The sequence below is a fragment of the Spongiibacter taiwanensis genome, assembly GCF_023702635.1.
Taxonomy (GTDB): domain Bacteria; phylum Pseudomonadota; class Gammaproteobacteria; order Pseudomonadales; family Spongiibacteraceae; genus Spongiibacter; species Spongiibacter taiwanensis.
In genome coordinates this window covers 2,317,814-2,340,490 of record NZ_CP098455.1, presented here as the reverse complement: position 1 = coordinate 2,340,490, position 22,677 = coordinate 2,317,814, and the positions used below count along the sequence as shown (strand labels likewise).

Annotated in this window: 20 protein-coding genes; 7 read left to right on the top strand and 13 right to left on the bottom strand. The window is 55.3% G+C overall.

The window, feature by feature from the left end:
• Nucleotides 1–11: 11 nt before the first annotated feature.
• The 7 genes from nusB to glyA all read right to left on the bottom strand — a co-directional run bounded on the left by nusB (nucleotide 12) and on the right by glyA (nucleotide 5,963).
• Nucleotides 12–401 (bottom strand): transcription antitermination factor NusB, encoded by a 390-nt coding sequence (gene nusB / locus NCG89_RS10830; protein ID WP_251089378.1) that lies wholly within the window; start codon nucleotides 399–401, stop codon nucleotides 12–14.
• A gap of 136 nt (nucleotides 402–537) precedes the next feature.
• Nucleotides 538–999 carry a 6,7-dimethyl-8-ribityllumazine synthase gene (gene ribH / locus NCG89_RS10825; RefSeq protein WP_251086550.1) on the bottom strand — a complete coding sequence of 154 codons (462 nt, stop codon included), beginning with the start codon at nucleotides 997–999 and terminating at the stop codon, nucleotides 538–540.
• A gap of 138 nt (nucleotides 1,000–1,137) precedes the next feature.
• Nucleotides 1,138–2,265 (bottom strand): bifunctional 3,4-dihydroxy-2-butanone-4-phosphate synthase/GTP cyclohydrolase II, encoded by a 1,128-nt coding sequence (gene ribBA / locus NCG89_RS10820; RefSeq protein WP_251086549.1) that lies wholly within the window; start codon nucleotides 2,263–2,265, stop codon nucleotides 1,138–1,140.
• 25 nt (nucleotides 2,266–2,290) lie between these two features.
• Nucleotides 2,291–2,953: a riboflavin synthase gene (locus NCG89_RS10815; protein ID WP_251086548.1), complete on the bottom strand. Its 663-nt coding sequence runs from the start codon at nucleotides 2,951–2,953 to the stop codon at nucleotides 2,291–2,293.
• Complete coding sequence (gene ribD / locus NCG89_RS10810; RefSeq protein ID WP_251086547.1) at nucleotides 2,954–4,090, bottom strand: bifunctional diaminohydroxyphosphoribosylaminopyrimidine deaminase/5-amino-6-(5-phosphoribosylamino)uracil reductase RibD; 1,137 nt, start codon at nucleotides 4,088–4,090, stop codon at nucleotides 2,954–2,956.
• Nucleotides 4,087–4,566: a transcriptional regulator NrdR gene (gene nrdR, locus NCG89_RS10805; protein ID WP_251086546.1), complete on the bottom strand. Its 480-nt coding sequence runs from the start codon at nucleotides 4,564–4,566 to the stop codon at nucleotides 4,087–4,089. Before nrdR ends, ribD begins: the two co-directional genes overlap by 4 nt.
• Nucleotides 4,567–4,700: 134 nt before the next feature.
• Complete coding sequence (gene glyA / locus NCG89_RS10800) at nucleotides 4,701–5,963, bottom strand: serine hydroxymethyltransferase (RefSeq protein WP_251086545.1); 1,263 nt, start codon at nucleotides 5,961–5,963, stop codon at nucleotides 4,701–4,703.
• A 263-nt stretch (nucleotides 5,964–6,226) separates the two neighbouring features.
• Here glyA and ettA point away from each other — a divergent pair, with 263 nt between their 5' ends.
• The 7 genes from ettA to NCG89_RS10765 all read left to right on the top strand — a co-directional run bounded on the left by ettA (nucleotide 6,227) and on the right by NCG89_RS10765 (nucleotide 15,587).
• Nucleotides 6,227–7,888, top strand: a complete 1,662-nt coding sequence (ettA, locus tag NCG89_RS10795) for an energy-dependent translational throttle protein EttA (protein ID WP_251086544.1) — start codon at nucleotides 6,227–6,229, stop codon at nucleotides 7,886–7,888.
• 259 nt (nucleotides 7,889–8,147) lie between these two features.
• Nucleotides 8,148–9,914, top strand: coding sequence for a hypothetical protein (locus NCG89_RS10790; RefSeq protein ID WP_251086543.1), 1,767 nt, complete (start codon nucleotides 8,148–8,150; stop codon nucleotides 9,912–9,914).
• A gap of 135 nt (nucleotides 9,915–10,049) precedes the next feature.
• The gene (locus NCG89_RS10785; protein ID WP_251086542.1) at nucleotides 10,050–10,214 is read left to right on the top strand and encodes a hypothetical protein; all 165 of its coding nucleotides are present in this window, start codon (nucleotides 10,050–10,052) and stop codon (nucleotides 10,212–10,214) included.
• A gap of 216 nt (nucleotides 10,215–10,430) precedes the next feature.
• The gene (locus tag NCG89_RS10780) at nucleotides 10,431–11,741 is read left to right on the top strand and encodes an OmpP1/FadL family transporter (RefSeq protein ID WP_251086541.1); all 1,311 of its coding nucleotides are present in this window, start codon (nucleotides 10,431–10,433) and stop codon (nucleotides 11,739–11,741) included.
• Nucleotides 11,742–12,135: 394 nt separating this feature from the next.
• Complete coding sequence (locus tag NCG89_RS10775; RefSeq protein WP_251086540.1) at nucleotides 12,136–13,317, top strand: 2-hydroxyacyl-CoA dehydratase subunit D; 1,182 nt, start codon at nucleotides 12,136–12,138, stop codon at nucleotides 13,315–13,317.
• Nucleotides 13,314–14,663: a 2-hydroxyacyl-CoA dehydratase subunit D gene (locus NCG89_RS10770; RefSeq protein ID WP_251086539.1), complete on the top strand. Its 1,350-nt coding sequence runs from the start codon at nucleotides 13,314–13,316 to the stop codon at nucleotides 14,661–14,663. The genes NCG89_RS10775 and NCG89_RS10770 overlap by 4 nt, the downstream gene beginning before the upstream one ends.
• Nucleotides 14,664–14,687: 24 nt before the next feature.
• Nucleotides 14,688–15,587, top strand: a complete 900-nt coding sequence (locus NCG89_RS10765) for an acyl-CoA dehydratase activase (protein ID WP_251086538.1) — start codon at nucleotides 14,688–14,690, stop codon at nucleotides 15,585–15,587.
• Nucleotides 15,588–15,595: 8 nt separating this feature from the next.
• Here NCG89_RS10765 and NCG89_RS10760 read toward each other — a convergent pair whose 3' ends face one another.
• The 6 genes from NCG89_RS10760 to NCG89_RS10735 form a co-directional block, all read right to left on the bottom strand.
• Nucleotides 15,596–16,306, bottom strand: coding sequence for a TetR/AcrR family transcriptional regulator (locus NCG89_RS10760; protein ID WP_251086537.1), 711 nt, complete (start codon nucleotides 16,304–16,306; stop codon nucleotides 15,596–15,598).
• Nucleotides 16,307–16,671: 365 nt separating this feature from the next.
• Complete coding sequence (locus NCG89_RS10755) at nucleotides 16,672–17,460, bottom strand: alpha/beta fold hydrolase (RefSeq protein WP_251086536.1); 789 nt, start codon at nucleotides 17,458–17,460, stop codon at nucleotides 16,672–16,674.
• Between the two features lie 153 nt (nucleotides 17,461–17,613).
• Nucleotides 17,614–17,964, bottom strand: a complete 351-nt coding sequence (locus tag NCG89_RS10750) for a hypothetical protein (RefSeq protein WP_251086535.1) — start codon at nucleotides 17,962–17,964, stop codon at nucleotides 17,614–17,616.
• A 29-nt stretch (nucleotides 17,965–17,993) separates the two neighbouring features.
• Entirely contained in the window at nucleotides 17,994–20,204 is a 2,211-nt protein-coding gene (locus NCG89_RS10745) for a TonB-dependent receptor (RefSeq protein WP_251086534.1), read from the bottom strand.
• A gap of 34 nt (nucleotides 20,205–20,238) precedes the next feature.
• Nucleotides 20,239–21,372 carry an acyl-CoA dehydrogenase family protein gene (locus NCG89_RS10740; protein WP_251086533.1) on the bottom strand — a complete coding sequence of 378 codons (1,134 nt, stop codon included), beginning with the start codon at nucleotides 21,370–21,372 and terminating at the stop codon, nucleotides 20,239–20,241.
• Between the two features lie 105 nt (nucleotides 21,373–21,477).
• On the bottom strand, nucleotides 21,478–22,677 hold the full coding sequence (locus NCG89_RS10735; RefSeq protein WP_251086532.1) for an iron-containing alcohol dehydrogenase: 1,200 nt from the start codon (nucleotides 22,675–22,677) through the stop codon (nucleotides 21,478–21,480).

The following is a 22,677-nucleotide window of genomic DNA, read 5'->3' as shown; positions in this document are numbered from 1 at the left end:
CAGCAAGCTCCTCAGGCGCGCTTTTCAGCGGCCACTTCCACCGCCCGGCATTCAACCGCCACTTTGTCCAACACACCATTGATGTAACGGTAACCGTCGGTCGCGCCAAAACGCTTGGCCAGATTCACGGTCTCGTTGATGGCCACTTTGTATGGAACATCAATGCGACGCAGCAACTCGTAGGTGCCCATGCGCAGCAAGCTCAGCTCGATGGGATCAAGGTCGTCGAGGCTGCGATCCAGGTGCTTTGCGAAACGCTCCTGCAATTCGCCCACCTGGGCGGGAATGTTGTGCACCAGGTCATGAAAAAACTCGATATCGACATTAGCCATGTCGTAATCGGTCAGAAACTGGGCCTCGATTTCATTCAGGCCCTGCCCCGCAATGTGCCACTGATACATGGCCTGCAGGGCGTAGTGCCGCGCCTTGCGGCGGCGGGCCGTCAGCAGGTGCTGGGGCGTTGTGGGTACACGTTTAGCCACAATAAATTCTCTTCAATGTCGTTGGCAGCGCCGCCCTTCCAGGGCAGCCCCGCGCTTAAAGCTGCTTGAGCAGGCTGACCATTTCCAGCGCGGACATGGCGGCTTCTTCGCCCTTGTTGCCCGCCTTGGTACCGGCGCGCTCGATCGCCTGTTCAATGCTGTCTACGGTCAATACGCCAAAGGCCACCGGCACACCATGCTGCATGGACACCTGAGCCAGACCCTTGGTGCACTCGCCTGCCACATACTCGAAGTGGGGAGTGCCGCCGCGAATGACCGCGCCGAGGGCAATAATGGCATCGTATTGTTTCTGCTCTGCGACTTTCTGGCAGACCAGCGGAATTTCAAAGGCGCCGGGAGCGCGCACAATGGTCACATTGTCTTCAGCCACACCGTGACGACGCAGGGCATCCAGTGCGCCCTCAAGCAGACTTTCCACCACAAAGCTGTTCCAGCGACCGACGACAATCGCAAATTTGCCGCTGGCGGCGGTGAAGTTACCTTCGATTGTTTTCATCATTGTTCCTTAATCGTATTACGACTGCCCGACACATTCGGACTGACTTATTAACCTGGCATTGCATTGGCCTGTTGGCCAATGGCGGCACACCCTTGTGCCGCATTAACCCGACTTAAAAAACTGCCGGGTTAATGGTCAGGCGCCCACTTCTTCGGGGCTGACAAATTCGACCATCTCCAGATCAAAGCCGGAGATGGCATTGTATTTCACTGGCGCGCCCATCAGGCGCAACTTGCCAGCACCGACATCCCGCAGAATCTGGGAGCCCAGACCGATATTAAAATAGGTGGTCTGGTACTGAATGCTGTCCCCTTGCAGGGGCTGCTTCAGACCCCGGGCAATATCCAGATCGTAAAGGATATCTTCGGCTTTTTCCCGGTTTGCCAGCAGCACCACCACCCCACCGTGCTTGGCAATGGCACTCAAACAGCGATTGATATTCCAGCCGGTGGTTTTTCCCGGCGGCTGGGTTTGCAGCAGATCGCGCACGGTCGAGCCCAGATGCACCCGGGCCAGGCAGGGCTCGTCGGCGTTGATTTCGCCCTTCTGCACGGCGAAGTGAATCTCGCCCGCCACCGAATCCTTGTAGGCGTGCAGCTGGAAATCACCGTAGTCAGTGGAAATGGTGCCGGAGCTGATCCGCTCCACCGTGCGCTCGTTAAGCACCTGATAGTGAATCAAATCGGCGATAGTGCCCATTTTCAGGTCGTGCTGCGAGGCGAATTTTTCAAGGTCTTCCCGGCGCGCCATGGTGCCGTCTTCGTTCATGATCTCGCAGATCACCCCAGTGGACTCAAAGCCCGCCAACCGGGCCAGATCGCAGGCCGCCTCGGTGTGACCGGCGCGGTTGAGCACACCGCCGGGCTCCGCCATCAGCGGGAAAATATGACCGGGCTGGACAATATCCTCTGCCACCGCATTTTTCGCCGCGGCGGTACGCACGGTGTGGGCACGGTCAGCGGCGGAAATCCCGGTGCTGACCCCTTTTGCCGCTTCAATCGACACAGTGAACTTGGTGCCAAAGCCCGAGGCATTGCGGTCGACCATCAGGGGCAAATTCAGCTGCTTGCAGCGCTCACGCGTCATCGGCATGCAGATCAGCCCGCGGCCGTGGGTGGCCATGAAGTTGATATCCTGGGGACGTACGCACTCGGCGGCCATCACCAGGTCGCCTTCGTTTTCCCGATCCTCATCGTCCATCAGAATGACCATTTTGCCCAGACGGATATCCTGGATCAGGTCTTCAATTTTGCTAAACGCCATAAAAAAGCCTTCATTTGCGGGCCGCTCAGCGACCCCGTCGTAAAAAACCGTTCTCCGCCAGCGTGGCCATACTCACCCCGGCGCTTGCGCTGTGTCCATCGGCCTGCAACAGGCGCTCGAGGTAGCGCGCAATAATATCCACCTCGAGGTTTACCCGGCTGCCGGTGCAGTAACTGGCAATCGTCGTTTGCGCCGCGGTGTGAGGCACAATATTGAGGTCAAACAGGCGACCTTCAAGGCTGTTCACTGTCAAGCTCACGCCATCCACCGTGATGGAGCCCTTTGCTGCAATATAGCGGGCCAATTCTGCCGGTGCCTCAATGCGCAGCCGAATCGAGCGGGCATCTTTGCGCAGGCTGACAATCGTCCCCACGCCATCAACGTGACCACTAACAATGTGACCATCAAAACGGCTGCCCACGGCCATCGCCCGCTCCAGGTTGACCGGATCACCGACTTTGGCCTGGGCAAAACTGCTGTGGCTCAGTGTTTCTCTGGACACGTCAGCCCAAAAGCCGTCGGCCTGCAGTTCTACCACCGTCAGGCACACACCATTGCTGGCGATGCTGTCGCCCAGCTTCACGGTTTGCAAGGGCAGGTCACCGCTGGCGATACGCAGACGCAGATCGCCATCTGTAGGCTGCAATGCCGCAATCTGCCCGACCGCTTCAATAATTCCGGTGAACACTCAGTTCTCCTTTTTGGCCAGGCGGCACTGCCAGCGCCAGTCGCGTCCAACAGCGCGAATATCGACAATCTCCAGCTCCCGCCGCTGGGCCATGGTTTCCATCGGCCAGTTCATCAACGGCCGACCGGCGCTGCCCATCAGCGAGGGCGCCATGTAAATAAACCACTCGTCCACCAAACCCGCCTGCAAAAAGGCGCCGGACACGGTCGCACCCGCCTCCACCATGACCTCATTACAGCCCCGGCGAGCCAGCTCAGCCATCACCGCAGAAAGGAGCAATCCGCCCTCTTCACCCTGGGCCACTTCGTTCACTTCTACCCCGCACTTGCGCAAGGCTTCGGCGGCAGGGCTGTCCATTTTGCTGGCCCCCGTCAGAATCAGCAGCGGACCGCCGCCCTGGAGCAACTTGGCCTTCAGCGGCGTGCGCAGTTGACTGTCAAGAATCACCCGTATCGGTTGCCGCCATACCGGGTCAGCGCCCTCTACCGAGAAATCCTCGGGCCGCACCGTAAAGGCCGGGTCATCGGCCAGCACCGTTTCGACACCGCTCACAATGGCGCAGCTCAATGCCCGCAGGCGCTGCACATCGGCCCGGGCCTCCGGGCCGGTAATCCAGTAACTCTCACCGGATGCCATCGCCGTGCGCCCATCCAGGCTCATGGCCGACTTCATCCGCACCCAGGGCTGCCCCCCTTGAATCCGGCGAATATAGCCCGGGTTCAGCGCCGCAGCCTGGCTCTCCAACACACCCACATCCACCTGAATACCGGCGCTGCGTAACTTTTCAATGCCCTTGCCCGCCACCAGTGGATTGGGGTCGGTCATGGCCACCACCACCCGCGCCAGTCCGGCTGCTACCAGGGCATCGGCGCAGGGCCCAGTGCGGCCACGATGGGAACAGGGTTCCAGGGTCACGTAGGCCGTCGCCCCTTTGGCCTCTCCCGGCGCCAATGCGGCCAGAGCATTCACCTCCGCGTGGCCCTCACCGGCACGGGCATGCCAGCCCTCGGCAATCAGGCTGGTTTTGCGGGTAATCACGCAACCCACCCGGGGATTGGGGCTGGTACCAAACCGCCCCTGTTTGGCGAGCTGAATCGCCCGCGCCATCATTTGGGTGTCAAATTCGCCGGTCTTCATACCTGATCAAGTTTGGCACTGCGCGGTTCGGCAGAAAGACGATCGATTTCTGCACGGAATTCATCCAGATCCTGAAAGCTGCGATAGACCGAGGCAAAGCGAACGTAGGCCACGTGGTCCAGCGCCTTTAAGGCCTCCATGACCAGCTCACCCACATCCCGGCTGGCAATCTCCCGCTCACCGGTCGCCTGCAGTGCCCGCTTGATGCCAGAAATTTCGGCCTCAATGTCTTCCACGCTGACTGGGCGCTTCTCCAGGGCTTTGAGCAGCCCCGAACGCATTTTCTCTTCGTTGAAAGGCTCCCGGGAACCATCGGTTTTGATGATTTTGGGCATCAACAGCTCAGCGCTTTCGTAGGTAGTAAAGCGCTCAGCGCACGACAGGCACTCCCGGCGCCGACGCACCTGACCACCCTCGGCGACCAGGCGGGAGTCGATTACCTTGGTGTCATCGAAATTGCAGAAGGGGCAGCGCATGGTGGGGAGCCTCGTGGACGGTTTTTACCAGCTTAGCAGTTATGACACTTCGGCAATGCGCCGCTGGCCAGAAGTCTGAGGTCAGACGTCAGACGAAGTCACTCGCGTCAGACGTCCGACTTCAGGCGTCAGACTCAGGCATACACCGGAAAGCGCTTACAAATCTCCAGCACTTTGCCCTTCACTTCTTCGATCTTGGCAGAGGCATCACCGGCTTCCAGGGCTTCCAGCACGTCGCACATCCAGCCAGCCAGCTCAACGCACTCCGCTTCTTTGAAGCCACGAGTGGTTACCGCCGGGGTACCCACGCGCAGACCGCTGGTGATAAACGGCGAACGCGGATCATTGGGCACCGCATTCTTGTTTACGGTGATATTCGCCGCACCCAGGGCCGCATCGGCGTCCTTACCGGTGTAGGACTTACCAATCAGGTCCACCAGCATCAGGTGGTTCTGGGTTCCGCCGGAGACGATGTTAATGCCGCGCTCGATAAAGGTCTTGGCCATGGCCTGGGCGTTAGCCACCACCTGCTTCTGGTAAGTGACAAACTCGGGGCTCTGGGCCTCTTTGAAGCTGACCGCTTTGGCCGCAATCACGTGCATCAGCGGGCCGCCCTGACCACCGGGGAATACCGCGGAGTTCAGCTTCTTCTCGATCTCTTCATTGGCACGGGCCAGAATCAGACCACCGCGGGGGCCGCGCAAGGTCTTGTGCGTGGTGGTGGTCACCACGTCGGCAACCGGCACCGGGTTGGGGTACACACCCGCGGCAACCAGTCCGGCCACGTGGGCCATATCCACCATCAGGTAGGCACCGACTTTGTCAGCGATTTCACGGAATTTTGCCCAGTCAACAATGCCGGAGTAAGCAGAGAAGCCGGCCACGATCATCTTGGGCTTGTGCTCCAGGGCCAGCGCCTCAACCTGGGCGTAGTCGATCTCACCGGTCTCATTGTTCAAACCGTACTGCACCGCGTTGTAGGTTTTGCCGGAGAAGTTGGGCTTGGCGCCGTGGGTCAGGTGACCGCCCGCGTCCAGGCTCATGCCCAGTACGGTTTCGCCGGGCAGCACCAGCGCTTGATACACAGCGGCATTCGCCTGAGAGCCGGAGTGGGGCTGAACGTTGGCGTAGTCGGCGCCGAACAGGGCCTTGGCCCGGGCAATGGCCAGATCTTCGGCCTTGTCCACATACTCACAGCCACCGTAGTAGCGCTTGCCGGGGTAACCTTCTGCGTACTTGTTGGTCAGTACGGTACCCTGGGCCTGCATGACCGCCGGGCTGGTATAGTTCTCGGAAGCAATCAACTCGATATGTTCTTCCTGACGAACCTCTTCCTCTTGAATGGCAGACCAGATCTCTGCATCAAATCCAGCAATGGTCATTTCTTTGTCAAACATTACTACCCCCGCAAGGCATACAGGCTGAGAAAAGCCGCGCATTGTACAATAAATGGGCGCCTGCGGCACCGTTTTCAGCCAGCAAATGCCGCAACTGGCAATGGCCCCGACAGCAGCTGCCAGATCGGCCAAAATCTGTCCTTTCGCGCCCGGCGAGATTGCGAAAAGCACCCCAATTAGGTACCTTTTCGCCCACTTTCCGGCGCACTTCCTTCCACCCCAACACGCCGGCCACAACGCAAATTACCTTCAGCGGAGTCAAGATGGCGCAGTTCGTCTACACCATGAATCGCGTGGGCAAGGTTGTCCCACCCAAGCGGGAAATTCTGCACGATATTTCCCTGTCCTTTTTCCCCGGCGCCAAGATCGGCGTGCTCGGCCTGAACGGCGCCGGTAAGTCCACCCTGCTGCGCATCATGGCCGGGGTGGATACTGAATTTAACGGCGAGGCCCGGCCCCAGCCCGGCATCCAGATTGGCTACCTGTCCCAGGAGCCCCAGCTCAACCCCGACAAAGACGTGCGCGGCAATGTGGAAGAGGGCCTGAGCGAGGCCATCAATGCCCTGGCCGAGCTGGATAAGGTCTATGCCGCCTACGCCGAACCGGACGCCGACTTCGATGCCCTGGCCAAGCGCCAGGCGGAGCTGGAGGATATTATCCAGGCCACCGACGCCCACAATATTGACCACAAGCTGGAAGTGGCCGCCGACGCCCTGCGCCTGCCGCCCTGGGATGCCGACGTGACCAAACTGTCCGGGGGTGAGCGCCGCCGAGTGGCTCTATGCCGCCTGCTGATGTCGGCGCCCGACATGCTGCTGCTGGACGAGCCCACCAACCACCTGGATGCGGAATCCGTGGCCTGGCTGGAGCGCTTCCTGTGCGATTTCCCCGGCACCGTGGTGGCCATTACCCACGACCGCTACTTCCTGGATAACGCGGCGGGCTGGATTCTGGAGCTGGACCGGGGTCGCGGCATTCCCTACGAGGGCAACTACTCCGACTGGCTGGAGGCCAAGGAGAAGCGCCTGGAGCAGGAAGCCAAGTCGGAAGCCTCTCGCCAGAAGACCATCGCCTCGGAACTGGAGTGGGTGCGCAGCAACGCCAAGGGTCGCCAGAGCAAGAGCAAGGCCCGTCTGGCCCGCTTTGAAGAGCTGCAAAGTCAGGAATTCCAGAGCCGCAGCGAGACCAACGAAATCTACATTCCACCGGGTCCCCGTCTGGGCGACAAGGTGATTGAGGTCAACAACATCAGCAAGAGCTACGGCGACCGCCTGCTGATTAACGACCTGAGCTTTGCCATCCCTAAGGGCGCCATCGTCGGCATCGTCGGTGGTAACGGCGCCGGTAAATCGACCCTGTTCCGAATGATTACCGGCAAGGAGCAGCCGGATAGCGGCAGCATCGACATTGGCGAAACCGTGAAGCTGGTGTCAGTCGAGCAGATGCGCGATGCCCTGGACGACAAACAAACCGTGTGGGAAGCGGTTTCTGGCGGCGCCGATATTCTGCAGATCGGCGGCTACGAAGTGCCCTCCCGGGCCTACATCGGCCGCTTCAACTTCAAGGGCAGCGACCAGCAGAAGCGGGTCGGCGAACTGTCTGGGGGTGAGCGGGGTCGTCTGCAACTGGCCTGCACCCTGAAAGAAGGCGGCAATGTGCTGCTGCTGGACGAACCCTCCAACGACCTGGACGTGGAAACCCTGCGCGCCCTGGAAGAGGCCCTGCTGGATTTCCCCGGCTGCGCTCTGGTGATCTCCCACGATCGCTGGTTCCTGGACCGCATCGCCACCCACATTCTCGCCTATGAGGGCGACAGTGAGGTGGTGTTCTTTGAGGGCAACTACACCGAGTACCACGCTGACTTTATTCAGCGCAAAGGCAAAAACGCTGGCCCTCAGCGGATGAAGTACAAAAAGCTGAAGTAATCGCCGGCGGCCAATTAAAGACGGGGCATTGGCCCCGTCTTTAATCAGATGCCTCATCTGTAACGCCAACATTCCTGACTCACTCAGGTATACATCCCCTTTATAGAACTTCCAGAGGCGCATCAATTCGCCTCGTACCAGCTCCGCCTAGACTTTCTCCGAAGCCACAGTCCTTAAATAATCGGTCACTTTTAGTTGCACCGATGCCTCAGTGTTCTATGGTTAACCCTCCCCGGTAGCTGCACCCATGGATGTTTTAATGAAAAGAACGAGCCCCGCCATCCCCCCCCGCGCCCTGACGATTTTGTTCCTTCTCATCACCTGTCTCGCCCAAAGCGGCTGCGTGACCAATGCCCGTGACTACGCATGGAGCAACTACAAGGAAAAGAAAGCGTGGATCTGGGATTGGCGAGACGACTGGAAGCAGACTTCACCCTCGGACTTCCAGAGTGAGCTAGCCATTATGCTGGATGACAGCGGCAAAGGCCGTTACTCAAATCAGCGGAATATGCCCTACAGCTATGAATTAGAATCCAGCAATGCGCCACTCGTCGTCGCCTGGATGGAGTTTAAGAAGGGAACACATACCGTTCCCGTCTATCGTTATGTCGTGCTGCCACTGAAGGGCATCAGCGCCGAAACCCTTTTGGAAAAAAATACTTATTTGACGGGCTACAACGGAAGCCTGCCTGCCCGCTTGCCCGCTAAAGCTCAAGCCGGCGCCGTGGTTACCGATTGGCAGTTTTGCTTCGAGTGCGCTGGCGTCGGACGCTCCTATGAAAACCTTAAGCCCAGCCAAATTGCCGCGCTCAGCAAATCCCTGGCTGCGAGATCAAAGCAACTGTTTGGTATCTCTTTTCTGGATAAGCCTAAAAAGTCAGTGACTTTTTACAGCGGCGAGGAGGCCTTTGCACAACAAGCCAAGCTTACGGAAGCGATCAACGCACAGGCCGAAGCCATGACCGATGCCCGCGCTGTTGACCAACAATACCGCCACCTCATTGAACAGCAGTACCAACCCCTGACCTTTGACAGTTGGGCCAAGCGGCAAGGCTGCCCGACCACCCGGGCTGGCTACAACCGCAACCAGTCGGCTGACTACAATGCCCGCCGCACATTGCAGATCAATACGCCGTACTTGCAGTGCCGCACCAAGGCCCTGGAGTCCTATCCGGCCGAGGCCTACGCCGCTCAGTACCCGGAGCTCGCCGCCCGGGAGAAGGCCCTCTGGGAGAAATCAAGCAAGCAAAATCGAACGATTATCACTAAGCCGGAAGATATGCTGGCCAATGCTGTACGTAGCCTTGAAAAGGCCGCCGGGCAAATCGACGAGGCCTATGAGACCTTGGATGACCTGGCCGCGCAGCAGGTCCGGGCGCAGCAGGCCGAGGCCTTCAGCCGTGCCAACTGGGCGGCAACCATGGCCAGTATCAATGCCCGCAATGCAGCGATTGCTCAGCAGCAACAGCAGGTGAATCAGATGGTGAGCGACGCAAGAGCAAGACCCCGGCCCGCCAACAACACCGCAGAGAGACACCGGCCCGAGCATCGCCCGGCGGCCAACCGCGAATCCCCTAGCGAATCCAAACAAAGCATACCCAGAACGAGCGAGCCCGACGTGACCGCGCAGCGGGCCCCTGCCACCTCAGCCGCACCCAAGCCCGCTGCCCCGGCACCGGCTGCAACACCACAGCCCGAAAAAACAGGGCTTGCCACCGCCGCCCAGGAGAAACAGACCCCGCCAGAGCCAAACACCTTTGTGGGCGCAGCCCGGGACTACCGGATGACCGGCGACTCAGGCAGTTTCTATCCCCGGGCCACGGCCATTGATCTGGCCCAGACCCAGCTGCGCAATCAGGCAACGGCCTTCTGTAAAGACAGCTTCAAAGTCCACATCACCTGGTCCGCCCAGGCTGACTGTCAGCGCAGCGCCCATTCTGATGAGGTGCAGTGTACCCAGGACGCCCTGATCAACTGCTACCAGAATCGCTGCGAGCAGGCGTTCTGCGGCACCCGAACCCCTTAAGCTCAATGGATCGGCGGGCGCGAGATGGAGGTGCAGCGCGGTCGCGCGGGCAAAATTAACACTCTGGCAAAGGCGCTGATTAACCTGGACCCCGCCGATGCCCGGCGGCCATCGCTGGACGACTTAGCCTAGGCAATGTCTTCGTCGCCAGAAGAGATTGCCACCGCTATCGAAGAGCTGATTCTCGCCGAATGCCAGGACGATGCCTTTTTTGCCGCAGCCTGGCCGATGATCATGGCCAGCGGCCACGATGATGCCGAACAGGGGCGCAATTGGTTTAAAGCAAGCGGTATGTGGTAACGCCAAGACAACCCGCGCCAATCCTAGACCGCCACATGCGGTAATATGAAAGGCCGTTGAGCACGCAAATCCTGCCCAACATCATCACGCCTGACTCCCCAAACCCTCACCCGCAGCAATTGAACGAACAACCCAACATCCTGTATTGATTTGCAAGTCAGCACGCTTTATGGTGCACCGCCCTCGCATTTCGTTGTAGCCTGGAGTTTGCTTCCCGTGATATCCAACCTGTTTTCCCGCCACGCCAAGGCGGGAGGTGCCTTCGCATTTTTTTGCTTTTCCTGCCTTCTTTCTTCTCACGCCACTGCTGGCTGGGGCCCCCTGGCTCCCGGCAATGGCCCCGACGGTTTGTCATTAGCCGGCGCCGACGTCGCCTTGCTCAATGACGCCACGGTATTCAGCGTCAATCCCGCCACCCTCACGGACATTAAGGGCGAAACCTTCACCGCCTACGGTGCGGTGTATAAATTCGGCAATCAAAAACACAAAGATTCCCTTGGCAACCGCCATTACCCGAGCAAGGATTTGTTACCCGTGTTTGGCGGCGCCTATGCCAAAGCCCTGGATGACGACAGCCGGGTCGTTGTCAGCTTTGGCGGCGTTGCCCAAGGCGGGGTCGGCTATATTTACAAAGGGCTGACCACAGAGGCCGGAAACCAAGACCGCTTATCCACCGAGTTTGGTGTCTTTCGTGTGGGCCCTGCCATCGGCTGGAAGGCCACCGAGCGGCTGAGCCTTGGCGCGGTGCTCAATGTAAACTACGCTGAAATCGAGCAGCACATCCTGCCGAACACCGCCATTGCCGCCAACGGCGATGACCCCGGCTTTAGCGGCTTCGCCCTCACCGGGCTTTCCGGGTTAAGTTACTCCTTCAAAGTGGCCGCGAATTATCAGCTAACCCCCAAGCTCAGGTTATCTGCCGTGTTTGCCAATGAAACGCCTCTGACCTTGAAAGGCGGCGATGCCGAACTGAACTTCTCCGCCCAAGGTCTGGGCAAAGTGAAATATGATCGAGCAGAACTCGCTGGCCTCAGCTTTGCCCGGGAGTTTAACCTTGGCCTGAAATATGAAATCAGCCAAAAGCTCGAGCTGGGTGTTCGACTTGGCTGGCTCGACTGGTCAGAAAGCTTTAAGCGGACACAAATGCGCCTCGGTCGCGCATCAAATCCAGATGCGCCACAGCAACTGAACGCCAGCGCACCGCTGGACTGGCAGGACCAGTTTCCCCTTGCCGTGGCGCTGCGGTATCAATACTCTCCTCGACTCACCTACACCGTGGCGATGTCTTTTGTAAACGACCCCATTCCGAAGAAAACCCTAGAGCCGACCACGGCCCTGATCGCCACAGCCCATATTGGCGGCGGGTTTGCTTACCGCCTCGACGAACAGTGGGAGATCCTTGGCAGCGTTATTCACATCCTCCCCAACAGCAAAAGCTATTCAATCAACGGTCTCCCTCTGGGTAAACACTCTACCGAGCGGATGAATTTTTTCGGTGCAGAATTCGGCATTCGTCGCCGATTCTAAACCTCCATCGCGCTGGGTTCGCTGAAAAACGCAACCCAGCACTCTCATCAAGGCCAGTTGGCCTCAATCGACATTAAGCCCCAAGCCACCGGCATACTCACTCTTGCAAGAGCATTTGGGCAGCCACCCAATCCAATGGTGAGCAATACTCACAAAATAAATAAAAATAGCAACTTGCTGTTTTATATGGATTTTGTCTTAATCTCAAAGATCAAAACCTAGCCACCCGGTCATATAGCACACCAAAAATAACACACCATTCTTGACATGCTGAGCATAACTCACCTAATCTGACCCAACAAAAGGAAAAGCAGCACGACTGCCAAACCACTTTTTCCTCCAAACAAACGGTCAGCCCGCCAAGCGCGCCAGACCATGATGTTGAGCAAGACCGATGAATGACAGCGACAGCAGTACCCTGGACAGGTTGCGGGAAATCGCCAACAACCCCGCCCACTATATCGACGACTGGAAATCCCGAAAAAAGACCGCCGTTATCGGCATCTTTCCGATGAACTTTCCCGTTGAAATTATTGCCGCGACCGGCGCACTGCCGGTCATTATTCAGGATGACCCCACCCCCATTACCGCGGGCAACAACCTGCTCGCCGAATTTTACTGCGGCTATACCCGCAGCATCGCTGATCAGGTCGCCACAGGGCGCTTCGAAAAGTACGATGCATTCATGAATGCCGACCACTGCATCCAATTGCTGGGAGCCACCGATGTCGTTAGAGAAATGCTTTCCGACAAGCCTTTCTTTTTCGAGCACCTGATTGCCGCAATGGACGATAGCTGGACCCACGATCAGGTGCGGGAAAAAATCGATGCGTTTATTGCCGAAGCGGAACGGGTAACCGGCCAGCCCATCAGCGATGACAAACTGCGTGAGTGCATTGCCGCCAATAACCGCAACCGCCAATTGCTGCGCAAAATTTTTCAGGCGCGGCAGCAGGGTGACGACCGTTTCTCCGCTGAAGAACTGCAAGTGCTGATCAAATCCAGCATGATCATGGACAAAGAGGAACATTCCACGCTACTCGAGCAACTCCTCGCAACGTCCGCCCCCCGCCCCCGGACCTCGGGTATCCGCCTGCATCTATCAGGGCACTTCTGCCACGCACCGCGCCCCGAACTGTTCGACGTGCTAGCAGACTGCGGCGCCGTTATCGTAGACGATGACCTCTACACTGGCGCCCGCTACGTTTCCACCGACGTTGCCCAGGACATCTCCCCCCGGGACGCACTGGCGAACTGGTACTTTGCCCGCAATGCCAATGCCCCCTGCCCAACACGGGTACAAAAGTCAGTCAGCTGGTCAGAGTATCTGTTGCACTCACTGGAAGAGAGCGACGCCGAGGGTGTCATCGTCTTAATGGCCAAATTCTGCGAAGCCCATATGTTCCACTACCCCGAGCTGCGCAAGGCACTTAACGCAAAGGGCATCCCCCACTTGCTGATCGAAACCGAGCACGAAGGGCTGCCGGTGGAATCTGTACGCACCCGCGTCGAGGCAATGATTGAGCGAATTCGGCGCAAACAACCCCAGCAATCTCTGCAGGAGCACACCCCATGACATCGGCCGCGACCAAACCCAGCAGCGTTAACCGCCTGAAAAGCAATGATGCAGGGCGACACATGATCTCCGATTATTGGGAGAGAATTTTCACCGCCAACGAGCGCAATGCCAGCGTGGTCTGGTACAACGGCGCTGCCCTGAACCCCATCTTCCAGGCCGCTGGCCTTGAATGGGCCCACGGCGAGGCCTTCGCCGCGCGACTCTCGGCGCAAAAACTGGAAAAATCCGCCCAACTGGCAGCACAGGAATACGGCTACGTCGGCGAGCTCTGCTCCTATGCCCGCACCCACCTTGGCACCGCATTACTCGCCAAACAGGCCCGGGAAAAATTCGAAAACGGCATCGTCGACGAGGCCGACCGCGATGAGCTGGCCAGCCGCCTGCCCATGCCCAATTTCATCGTCAACAGTTACGCCGGCTGCAGCACCGGCCAGCAGTGGGACGAACTGACCATGCGCGTGCTCGGCAAGGAAGTTCCTATCTTCAATGTGTCACTGCCCTTCCTGTGGAGCAACCGGGCCGACGCTGGCTACCTGCAGGGACAGGAATGGGAGGAGGCTTCCGATTACGTCGCCGACCAGCTGCACAAATTGATTGAGTTCATCGAGTTTCACACCAAGCGCCCCTTCGACTGGGAAGCCCTGCGGGAGGGGATGCACTATATCAAGCAGGCCGCTGAAATCCGCCGGGATGCGATGGCCATGTGCCGCAGCAAGCCTACCCCGGCGACCTTTTGGGACTGGATCGCCAGCGTTGCCCATATCAATTTCCTGCCTGCCGGCCCCGAGCTGGTTACCTACTTCAGCAATATCCGCGAGGAAATCGTCGGCCGACTTGCCCGGGGCGAAACCGCGATCAAGGATGAGAAATATCGGTTGTATTTCGACGGCATCATGAACTGGAACAAACTGGGCACCCTCGCCCGGGTCTTTGCGGAACACAAGGTCGCCATCGTCGCGGGCCGCTACACCCACAACGCTTTTTGGCAGGAACCCCATCTGATCGACACCGACGACCCCATCCGCGGCATGGCACAACACTATCTGCTGTGCCCGACCAATCACGGTTTCAAAACCATCAAGCACTTTACCGAGCACGACTGTGACTACTATGGTTTGGATGGCATCGTATTTCATTCCACCCGCACCTGCCGCGCCTTCACCGGCCCCCAACAGATGCTGGCCAGAGCGATGCAAAAGGACCACGGATTACCGTCTATCTTTTTTGAGGGCGATGTTGCCGACGAATCCTTCTACAAGGGAGAACTGCTGGAGAGCCGCCTGGAGGCGATGCTGGAAACCATCGATGTGCGCCGCTCCAGAGACCTGATCGCCTCCGCCTAATTGGCAATGACGGGAAATAAGCCTATGGCCACCTCAAATTTTATGGGCGTCGATTTGGGTTCCACTACTGCCAAAGCCGTGGTCATCACCAGTGACGGCGTGGTTACGGGTGGGCAGATTGTCCAGATGGGGGCTGTCAGTCGCAAAGGGGTAGAGAAAGCCATCCAGGGGGCCCTGACGATGGCCGGACTCACTGAGCAGGACCTTAGCTACACCATTGGCACCGGCTACGGTCGGCGCCTGGTGCCGGGGGTCGGCCGCACCTTTACCGAAATTACCTGTCACGCCCGGGGCGTCGCCGCGCTCTTCCCAGAAGCCCGCTTGGTGATCGATGTCGGCGGCCAGGACAGCAAGGTCATCGCCCTCGACGATCAAGGCCTGGTCGATCGCTTTGCCCTGAATGATCGCTGTGCCAGTGGCACCGGGCGCTTCTACGAGGTGCTGGCCCGGGCACTGGAGTGTGAAATCGGCGAGGTGGGGCCACTGGCCATGCAAGGCACAAAGGACCTCGACGTGAGCACCATGTGCGCCACCTTTGCCGAAACTGAGATTATTTCTTTGCTGGCCGGAGGTGCCGAGCCTGCCGATGTGGCCGCCTCGGTTCACCGCGCCATTGCCCATCGCGCGCTGGGCCTGGTGGCCCAGGTCGGCAAGCGCAGCCCTATCGTTATGACTGGCGGGGTGGCAAAAAACTCGGCGGCCGTGCATTTTCTCGAGCAGGAATTACACCAGACCCTGCAAATTCCGGAAGACCCACAGATTATGGGTGCCTTTGGCGCAGCGCTGCTGGCCATGGAACTAAGCACTGGCCGCACCCTCATGCAATTAAATACCGAAAGATTGACTCAACTTGAGCTGGAAGTCGAAGCAGCGATGCAACCGAATAACCGCCCCCTTCCCAACTGCATGAAGTGCTATAGTTAACACGATATTTAATCCGTCAACTGTTTTACTGCTCCATCAATCTTCTGCAAACCACTCTGGATACGGGCCAACGCCCTGTGAAAAGTCTCAACATTAACCGGCGCTTCTACTGCTAGGCCGCGAAAGACAAAACCCGTAATTGTCTCGACCGAGGCCTCCAGCGAGAAATCCCCGTCCCCCTGTACGAAGGACCACACTTCGTGCTCGATGGTGCCAAAGATAATATTACGCACTGTCCGGGCCGAAATATCGGCGCGAAATACCCCTTGCGCCATGGCATCGGCAATCACATTGGTGGTGTAGGCGGTAAAACGACGGTTCAGCGAGTAGATACGAGAGCTTCTAAAATCGGGCTGGCTGCGGATTGCCATCCAAATGTACTTGGACAGTTCGGGTTCCGAATGAACCACCCACAGGCTGTACCAGATGACCTCTCTAAGGCGATCATAAATATTGTCATGCTTCTTGAAATTGGGTGCACCAAGCAGCAACTCTTCCACCCAAAATTCGGCAACCCGCTCAAGAAGATCCTGCTTGCTAGCAAAGTAGCGGTAAATCGTAGCTTCAGACACCCCACACTCCTGCGCCACCTCAACCGGCGAAAAATTCTCATAACCCACCTTGCCAAAGTGGCGCTTGGCCACCGTCAGGATATTGGCTACGCGCTGATCCTTGGACATGCGCGGTGTCGCGCCCACTTTGCCTTTTTCTGCCTTCATTCCGTCTTTATTACTCCATCAATCCAATGCCAGACCCCATGACCTTGCCGACCGCTGTGTTAGCATCTTGTCCTGCACAAGAAAGCAGACTCAACCGCAAGCAAGACAGGGCGCTACGACCTTATTTCCAGCCTTACGGCTGACCAACTATCGCCAGCATATTTTCCTCGGACAAGGTCGACAGAATACTCATGGAATCAGTCTGGACCTTGGCCACAATCACCACCGTATCGCCGGCCGGATATCAAAGCGGGTGAACCGTCGGCTTCTTACTGTGACCGGTGAATGTGCTTGTTCTCTGCTTTACACTGCCAATTAAATAGCAATCTGAAATACAATAGACTAATTACGGAGTATACAGCAGCTTACGCCCTGCTCTCTCGACTGACTTTTTCGAAGAACGCAGAAATAAATTGATTCACCAACTTCGGCTGCTCATGATGGTTAAAATGCCCGGCACAAAGTATTTGCCGATTAATCACTGCCGGCAGCAGCGCTTCCATTTGATGTATTGGGTTTGTCGGCGGATCGGCCGCGATATGCAGGATAGGCGCACGACAGGATTTCGCTGTAGCCAAACCGTCATACTGCAATATTGCCCGCATTGCCGCCGCTGCTATGGCTGCAGGCGTAGTCGACATCATTGCCACAACCTCGTTGCGCAGCTGTGGGTCCGCATCCTCTCGAAACAACGCTTGTGCAACAAAGGCGGATCGCATTTCAACCTCGCCTTTCTCTAGGGAAATGGCAAGGCCTTCCAACGCCGCGTAAAACTCCGGCGTCATCACCATTGGCACCGGGTCCAACACCACAACCGCCTCCACCAAACCAGGAAACATAGAGGCTAAAGTTAATACAATAGCCCCTCCCATACTATGGCCAACCAATCTAGCCTTATGAAGCCCTTTGGCCGCAAGAAATTCATAAATTATTTCTGAATACGACATTAAATCATCGAGACCTGAACATGCAGGGCTTTCGCCATGCCCAGGCAAATCCAACGCTATTACTCGATGGCCTTTAGAAAAAAAGGCATATTGGCTAAAAAATGAACTCCTATTACATGACCAACCATGAACAAAAATGACCGCATCATTACCGAAAAGATTATCATCACATGCGATACTCGTGGGCATAAAATCGGATTTATTCATAAAAATTTCAGCCTAAATTATATCCCGCACCTTCTCAACTTAAAAAAATTAGCAATTGATCACAACAAAGCAGGCCGATAGGGAAAAAAGCGAACCTCAAACGAGATCCGCTTTATGATTACAACACTGCGGAACAACAGTGGAATTAACGCTCTATGGAATTAAGGTCATTATCAACAAAGGATTTACCGGCAGCATCGGCGGAATCCCGATTAAATCAGGCGCGAGCGGGATTGCCCCAATACCTGGATGAAAGGGAATACCAGAACCAGTGATTTCAGAAATCAATTCAAGGCTTTCCAAAGGCGCCAAGACCTCGCTCAACTCGAGAATTTTATCCCCTGCCGAGGGAGACGGCATTGCCAACTTGCCAGCCACTTCATTGGCGATGTCAATATTCAAAATATCTCCCAGCCCTGGCAATGCCTGCGCCATCACCTCCCCGCCTGAAAAGGCACTCATTACGCAAGAAAGAAAAACTAACCGTACGTTTATATAACGCATACAAAATCCCTCATAAACCATAAATTTATTTAAAAAATATACTTAACCTCTACACCAAACGTTCTAGGTTTCAAATACTGATTAAAATCAAATCCTCCGTACGCTTGAGCATTGATGGAGTACGCGATGATTTCTTTATTTTCTAAATTTTTACACCATGCCGCAAAGGAAATCCCTTTATCAGGAATTTCATATGTAATACGAGCATTCGACATCCAATAACTTTCCTGCTTTATGCCCCTAAAATCTGCGCCAACTGTATCCTCATCGTAGTAATCATTAAACGCCGTAAAGAACTGCTCACTAGCGTACATCGTATCTAAATGAAATATTAAATCACTGCTTTCAAATGGAACCACATAATCAATAGAGAAATTAAAATTCACTTCCGGTGCTGCCAACAGCTTATTTCCAGAAAGGTCCTCTGATCGCGAGGTAGAACCTAAAGCATCCAGCGCCACATCAAGCTCCAATTTTTTATATTCTGTCTCCAAAATTCCTAACCCGGTATTAATGGTTATTCGATCCGTAGGCTTTAACAAAAGCTCCGATTCCACACCAATAACAGAAGATTTATCTGCGCTTGCTAGCAGCTGGCTAATGCCAACTACGTTAACAAACTGCTGATCTTGATAATCGTAATAGAAAATTGCACTGTTCAATTGAGCTTGCCGCCCCCACAGCTGAGCCTTAAACCCAATCTCATACGCATCAACAATTTCCGGCTCAAGCACTTCTTCTGTTTCGCTTTCGAACAGCGCGCCGGTATTAAATGCGCCACTGCGATATCCTCGACTGTACGAAAAATATAATAAGCTCGCTTCGTCGACCTTATAATCAAAACCAAGCTTCCCCGATAGCTCCTTGTTCTCAAACTCCCTCTCTTCAATATCAACGGTTCTCGTCGAACCAAATGCAGCCAGTGCAACTGGCGAGGGCAATCCAGTACGACCATCTATCCAATCTACCTCAAAATCTCTTAGCATGTTGGTGTCGACGCTATATCGAAGACCCACGGTGAAGGCGAGTTCGGATGTAATATCAAACGAGGCCTGCCCATAAGTGGCCAAACTATCCCGCCGAAGCTCTAAATTTTGATTTATCTGAGTACCATTAAATGCGTCCGGCCTATCCCGTCCAAATTGGTAGAAATTATCTGCCTCAACCGATTCCCTTGAGAGATATAAACCAAAAATAAAATTATACCAATCGAAACCACCGCCAAACCTAAGATCTTCAGAAATTTGTTCAAAGCTAGTCCCCCAGTCTACGGTAATAATATCTAAAGGAGAGCCATCTGTATCTGTCTTATTCAAATAATCACCATCACCCAAACCGGTAATTGATGTGAGGAAATACTCATCCCAAGAGTAGCTAACACTTAGCGAGGCGAGATCAAATTTGTTAGTTTGCGCCTCAACATAGTCAGACCGCACATCAAACGCACTACCTTCGTGTTTATACCCACCAATATTTGTTCCCCCTGGGGTAATTGTGGGAGCATTTGAGTCTTGATCAGCTATCGTGTAACGAAAAATTACATCTAATCCAGATGTTGGCCGATAATAAGCAACACCTCTTGCCGATAAATAATCAACGGAATCTAAATCGTCTTTCCCTGGCTCCTTGTTTTCAAAGTGGCCGTCTGCTTTGCTGGAATTTATTGCGCCACGAACATCCAGAATATCAGGAATGAGAGCCGTCTCGTACGCACCTTTTAAATCAATTCTATTAAAGTTGCCGACTCCAACACCGACGTACCCCCCCCGCTCTCCTGAAGGGAGCGCGGTAGAGACGCTCACAGCCCCACCAGTAGTATTTTTTCCAAACAATGTGCCTTGAGGCCCTCTTAATATCTCAATGCGATCAACGTCAAATAATTGTAAACCATGCGTAGTCGGCACCCCCAAATACACTTCATCCACATAAACACCAACCGGAGAAGCCGTAGTCGCCTTATAATCCGAATTTACAATCCCACGGATTGCAAAAATTGGTTGCGCATCACCATATGGCTTTTGTACTTGTACATTTGGAATTTGACTTGCTATCTCACTGCCATTTGACAACCCTAACCTCTCTAGGCTTTCACCTTTGATAGCAGTCACAGCGATAGGAACATCTTGAGCGTTCTGATCACGCTTCTGAGCAGTTACTATAACCTCCTCTATTACAGCAGCATTAGAAAACGCCGAAATGGCGCCAGCAAACAAAATAAAGTAAAATTTATAATTTTTCATTTTCGCGATCTCCACCTCATTAATTTTTTAAAATTTAATTACTCTCATTTAAATCAACTTTTGCCCCCCTTATTTTCGAAATAATAATTTTCATAATCTGTTCCCCCCCATCACCGATTTCCATGCCTATAACATCCCTCAAGCGCTGCTGATGAGGAAATTCGATACTCCAACCGTAGTGACCATGGGTAATTAAACAGCGATGAATAACCTCTACCGCAGCTTCAGGTGCAATCCATTTGCACATCGCCGCTTCGGCGCTGTGGGGCAAGCCTGCGTCCCTCAACTGCAATGCATAAAGACAGAGCTGCCTAGCCGCCTCAAGACGACCCTCAGCTTCAGCCAGAGGAAAGCTTACGCCCTGGTTCTCGATGATAGGACGCCCAAAGGCGGCCCGCTCCCGAGTGTACTGCCAGGTCTCACGCAAGGAGGCCTGGGCAGCGCCGACGCATTGCAAGCCCAGCAACGCTCTGGTGAAATCAAAACCGTGCATGATTGTTTTGAAGGCATCGCCCTCGTCACCGATGCGGTACTCGCTTGGAACGAAAACATCATCAAAAAACAGTGATCCTCGTCCAATCACCCGGCCACCCATGTCTTTAAAACGGGTGCGGCTCAGTCCCTCGCTGTCGCCTTTGACAAGAAAGGCACTCACACCTGAGGCCCCCTGGCCTCTAGTGCCAGTACGACCAAAAACAACAAAAGCATCGGCGCAGTGGGCCAAAGTGATTGAGGTTTTCTCGCCGTTTAACAGATAGCCCCCATCAATAGCGCGGGCGCTAAACTGAATGTTTGCGGCGTCTGACCCTCCCTGTGGCTCGGTCAACGCCAACCCGACCATATGCTCACCTCTAACGATGCCAGGCACCCACTCCCGAGCCAAGCCGGGCGCCGCGTGATGACTCAATATCTGCGACGTTAAACTGCCGATCAAAGCAATATACGTAATGTTAAAGTCGCCCTCGGCCAACGCTTCCAGCACCAAACCCACGGTGGCGCTATCCAAGCCAATGCCACCGTGCTCTTCCTTGTTTCCCGGCGCAATTAGGCCGAGCTCACCAAGTGCCCTCAAAGTTTCTTGCGGGATTCTGCTATCGTGATCATCCAAAGACTGATAACGGGGTAACAGGACATCTTTACTGAATGCCCTAGCCACACCCACAATCATTCGCTGATCTTCACTGAGTATCATTGCTCTCTCCTCGAATGCGCGATGCGAGTAATTGCCTTGCGGTGCTGACGGAACAGCTCAGGGGCAACGGCAAAGCCATTATCAGACCCAGCCTGCGGCGGCACCAACAATGGCGAGAATTTTGTCCTCGGGCAGCATTGCCATTCCGCCCATCGGATCCTGCTGCACCGCAACAACAATCTGCGCGGCTTCCTCTTTTGGTATCGAGTGGCGCGTAAAGGTGGGCGCGAACCCTACTTGCTGCTGTAACAGCCGAATGCGATCCACTGTCAAGGTTAGATAATCGCCAACGTCGGCTGAGAAAATATTCAGAGCCTGAGCCATACGCTGTTGCTTGTCGCGATAGAACGGCGCCATATGTTCCAGCACGAAAGGCAGCAGCACCCCATTCGCCTCTCCATGAGGAATACGATACTTGCCGCCCAAGGCATGAGAAATATTATGAACATAAGCGACATTCAGACTGTTGGAGACGGCATCACATGCCATGGTGCTTGCCTGAAGCAGTGCCGACCGAGCGTTCAAATCACCTGGATTTTCAATAACGCGGGGCAAATTTTCTTCAATCAACTGCCCTGCTCGTAGCGCGTGGGCATCGGTGAAATGGTTAGCTGTAGGTGAAGCAATCGCCTCCAGCGAGTGGGTAAGCGCATCCATTGCAGTGGCAATGGTGATGGCCGCAGGCAACTTCTCGGTAAGTTTTGCATCCAGAACCGCCATATCAGCATCGAGATATGGCGACATCAGAACCCCTTTAAAGCCCGCATCAGCATTGTAGATAACTGCCGCGGGGGTCACTTCTGCTCCGGTTCCTGCAGTCGTGGGAACAGCAATATGAGGAATATCCGATGGTTTTACGTCCGGCCAAAGCTCCATTTTTATACCACTTTTTATCGCGTCGGCAACATCCTGAAGTTTGTTTTGGAGACAATATTTAACTCCTTTTGCAGCATCTAAGACACTCCCTCCACCCAGCGCAAGAATACTATCAGCGCCAACTTCTCTAGCGAATTGCACCGCCGCGTTTATTGACTTTACTTCTGCATCGGCGCTGATATCGGTATACACGCCAGCCACCGCCGGCTTGCTACCGCGACCGTTGGCGTTGAAAATTTCGACGACAGCATCGACTATTCCAACGTCACGCAAACCTGCATCACTGATAATCAGAACCCGCTTCGCGCCCATTCCGGAAAACAGCGACGGCAGTCGAATCGACGCACCTACCGCGCAATGAACCGTGGCACGCATTAAATATTGAAAATATCCCGTAGATGACAT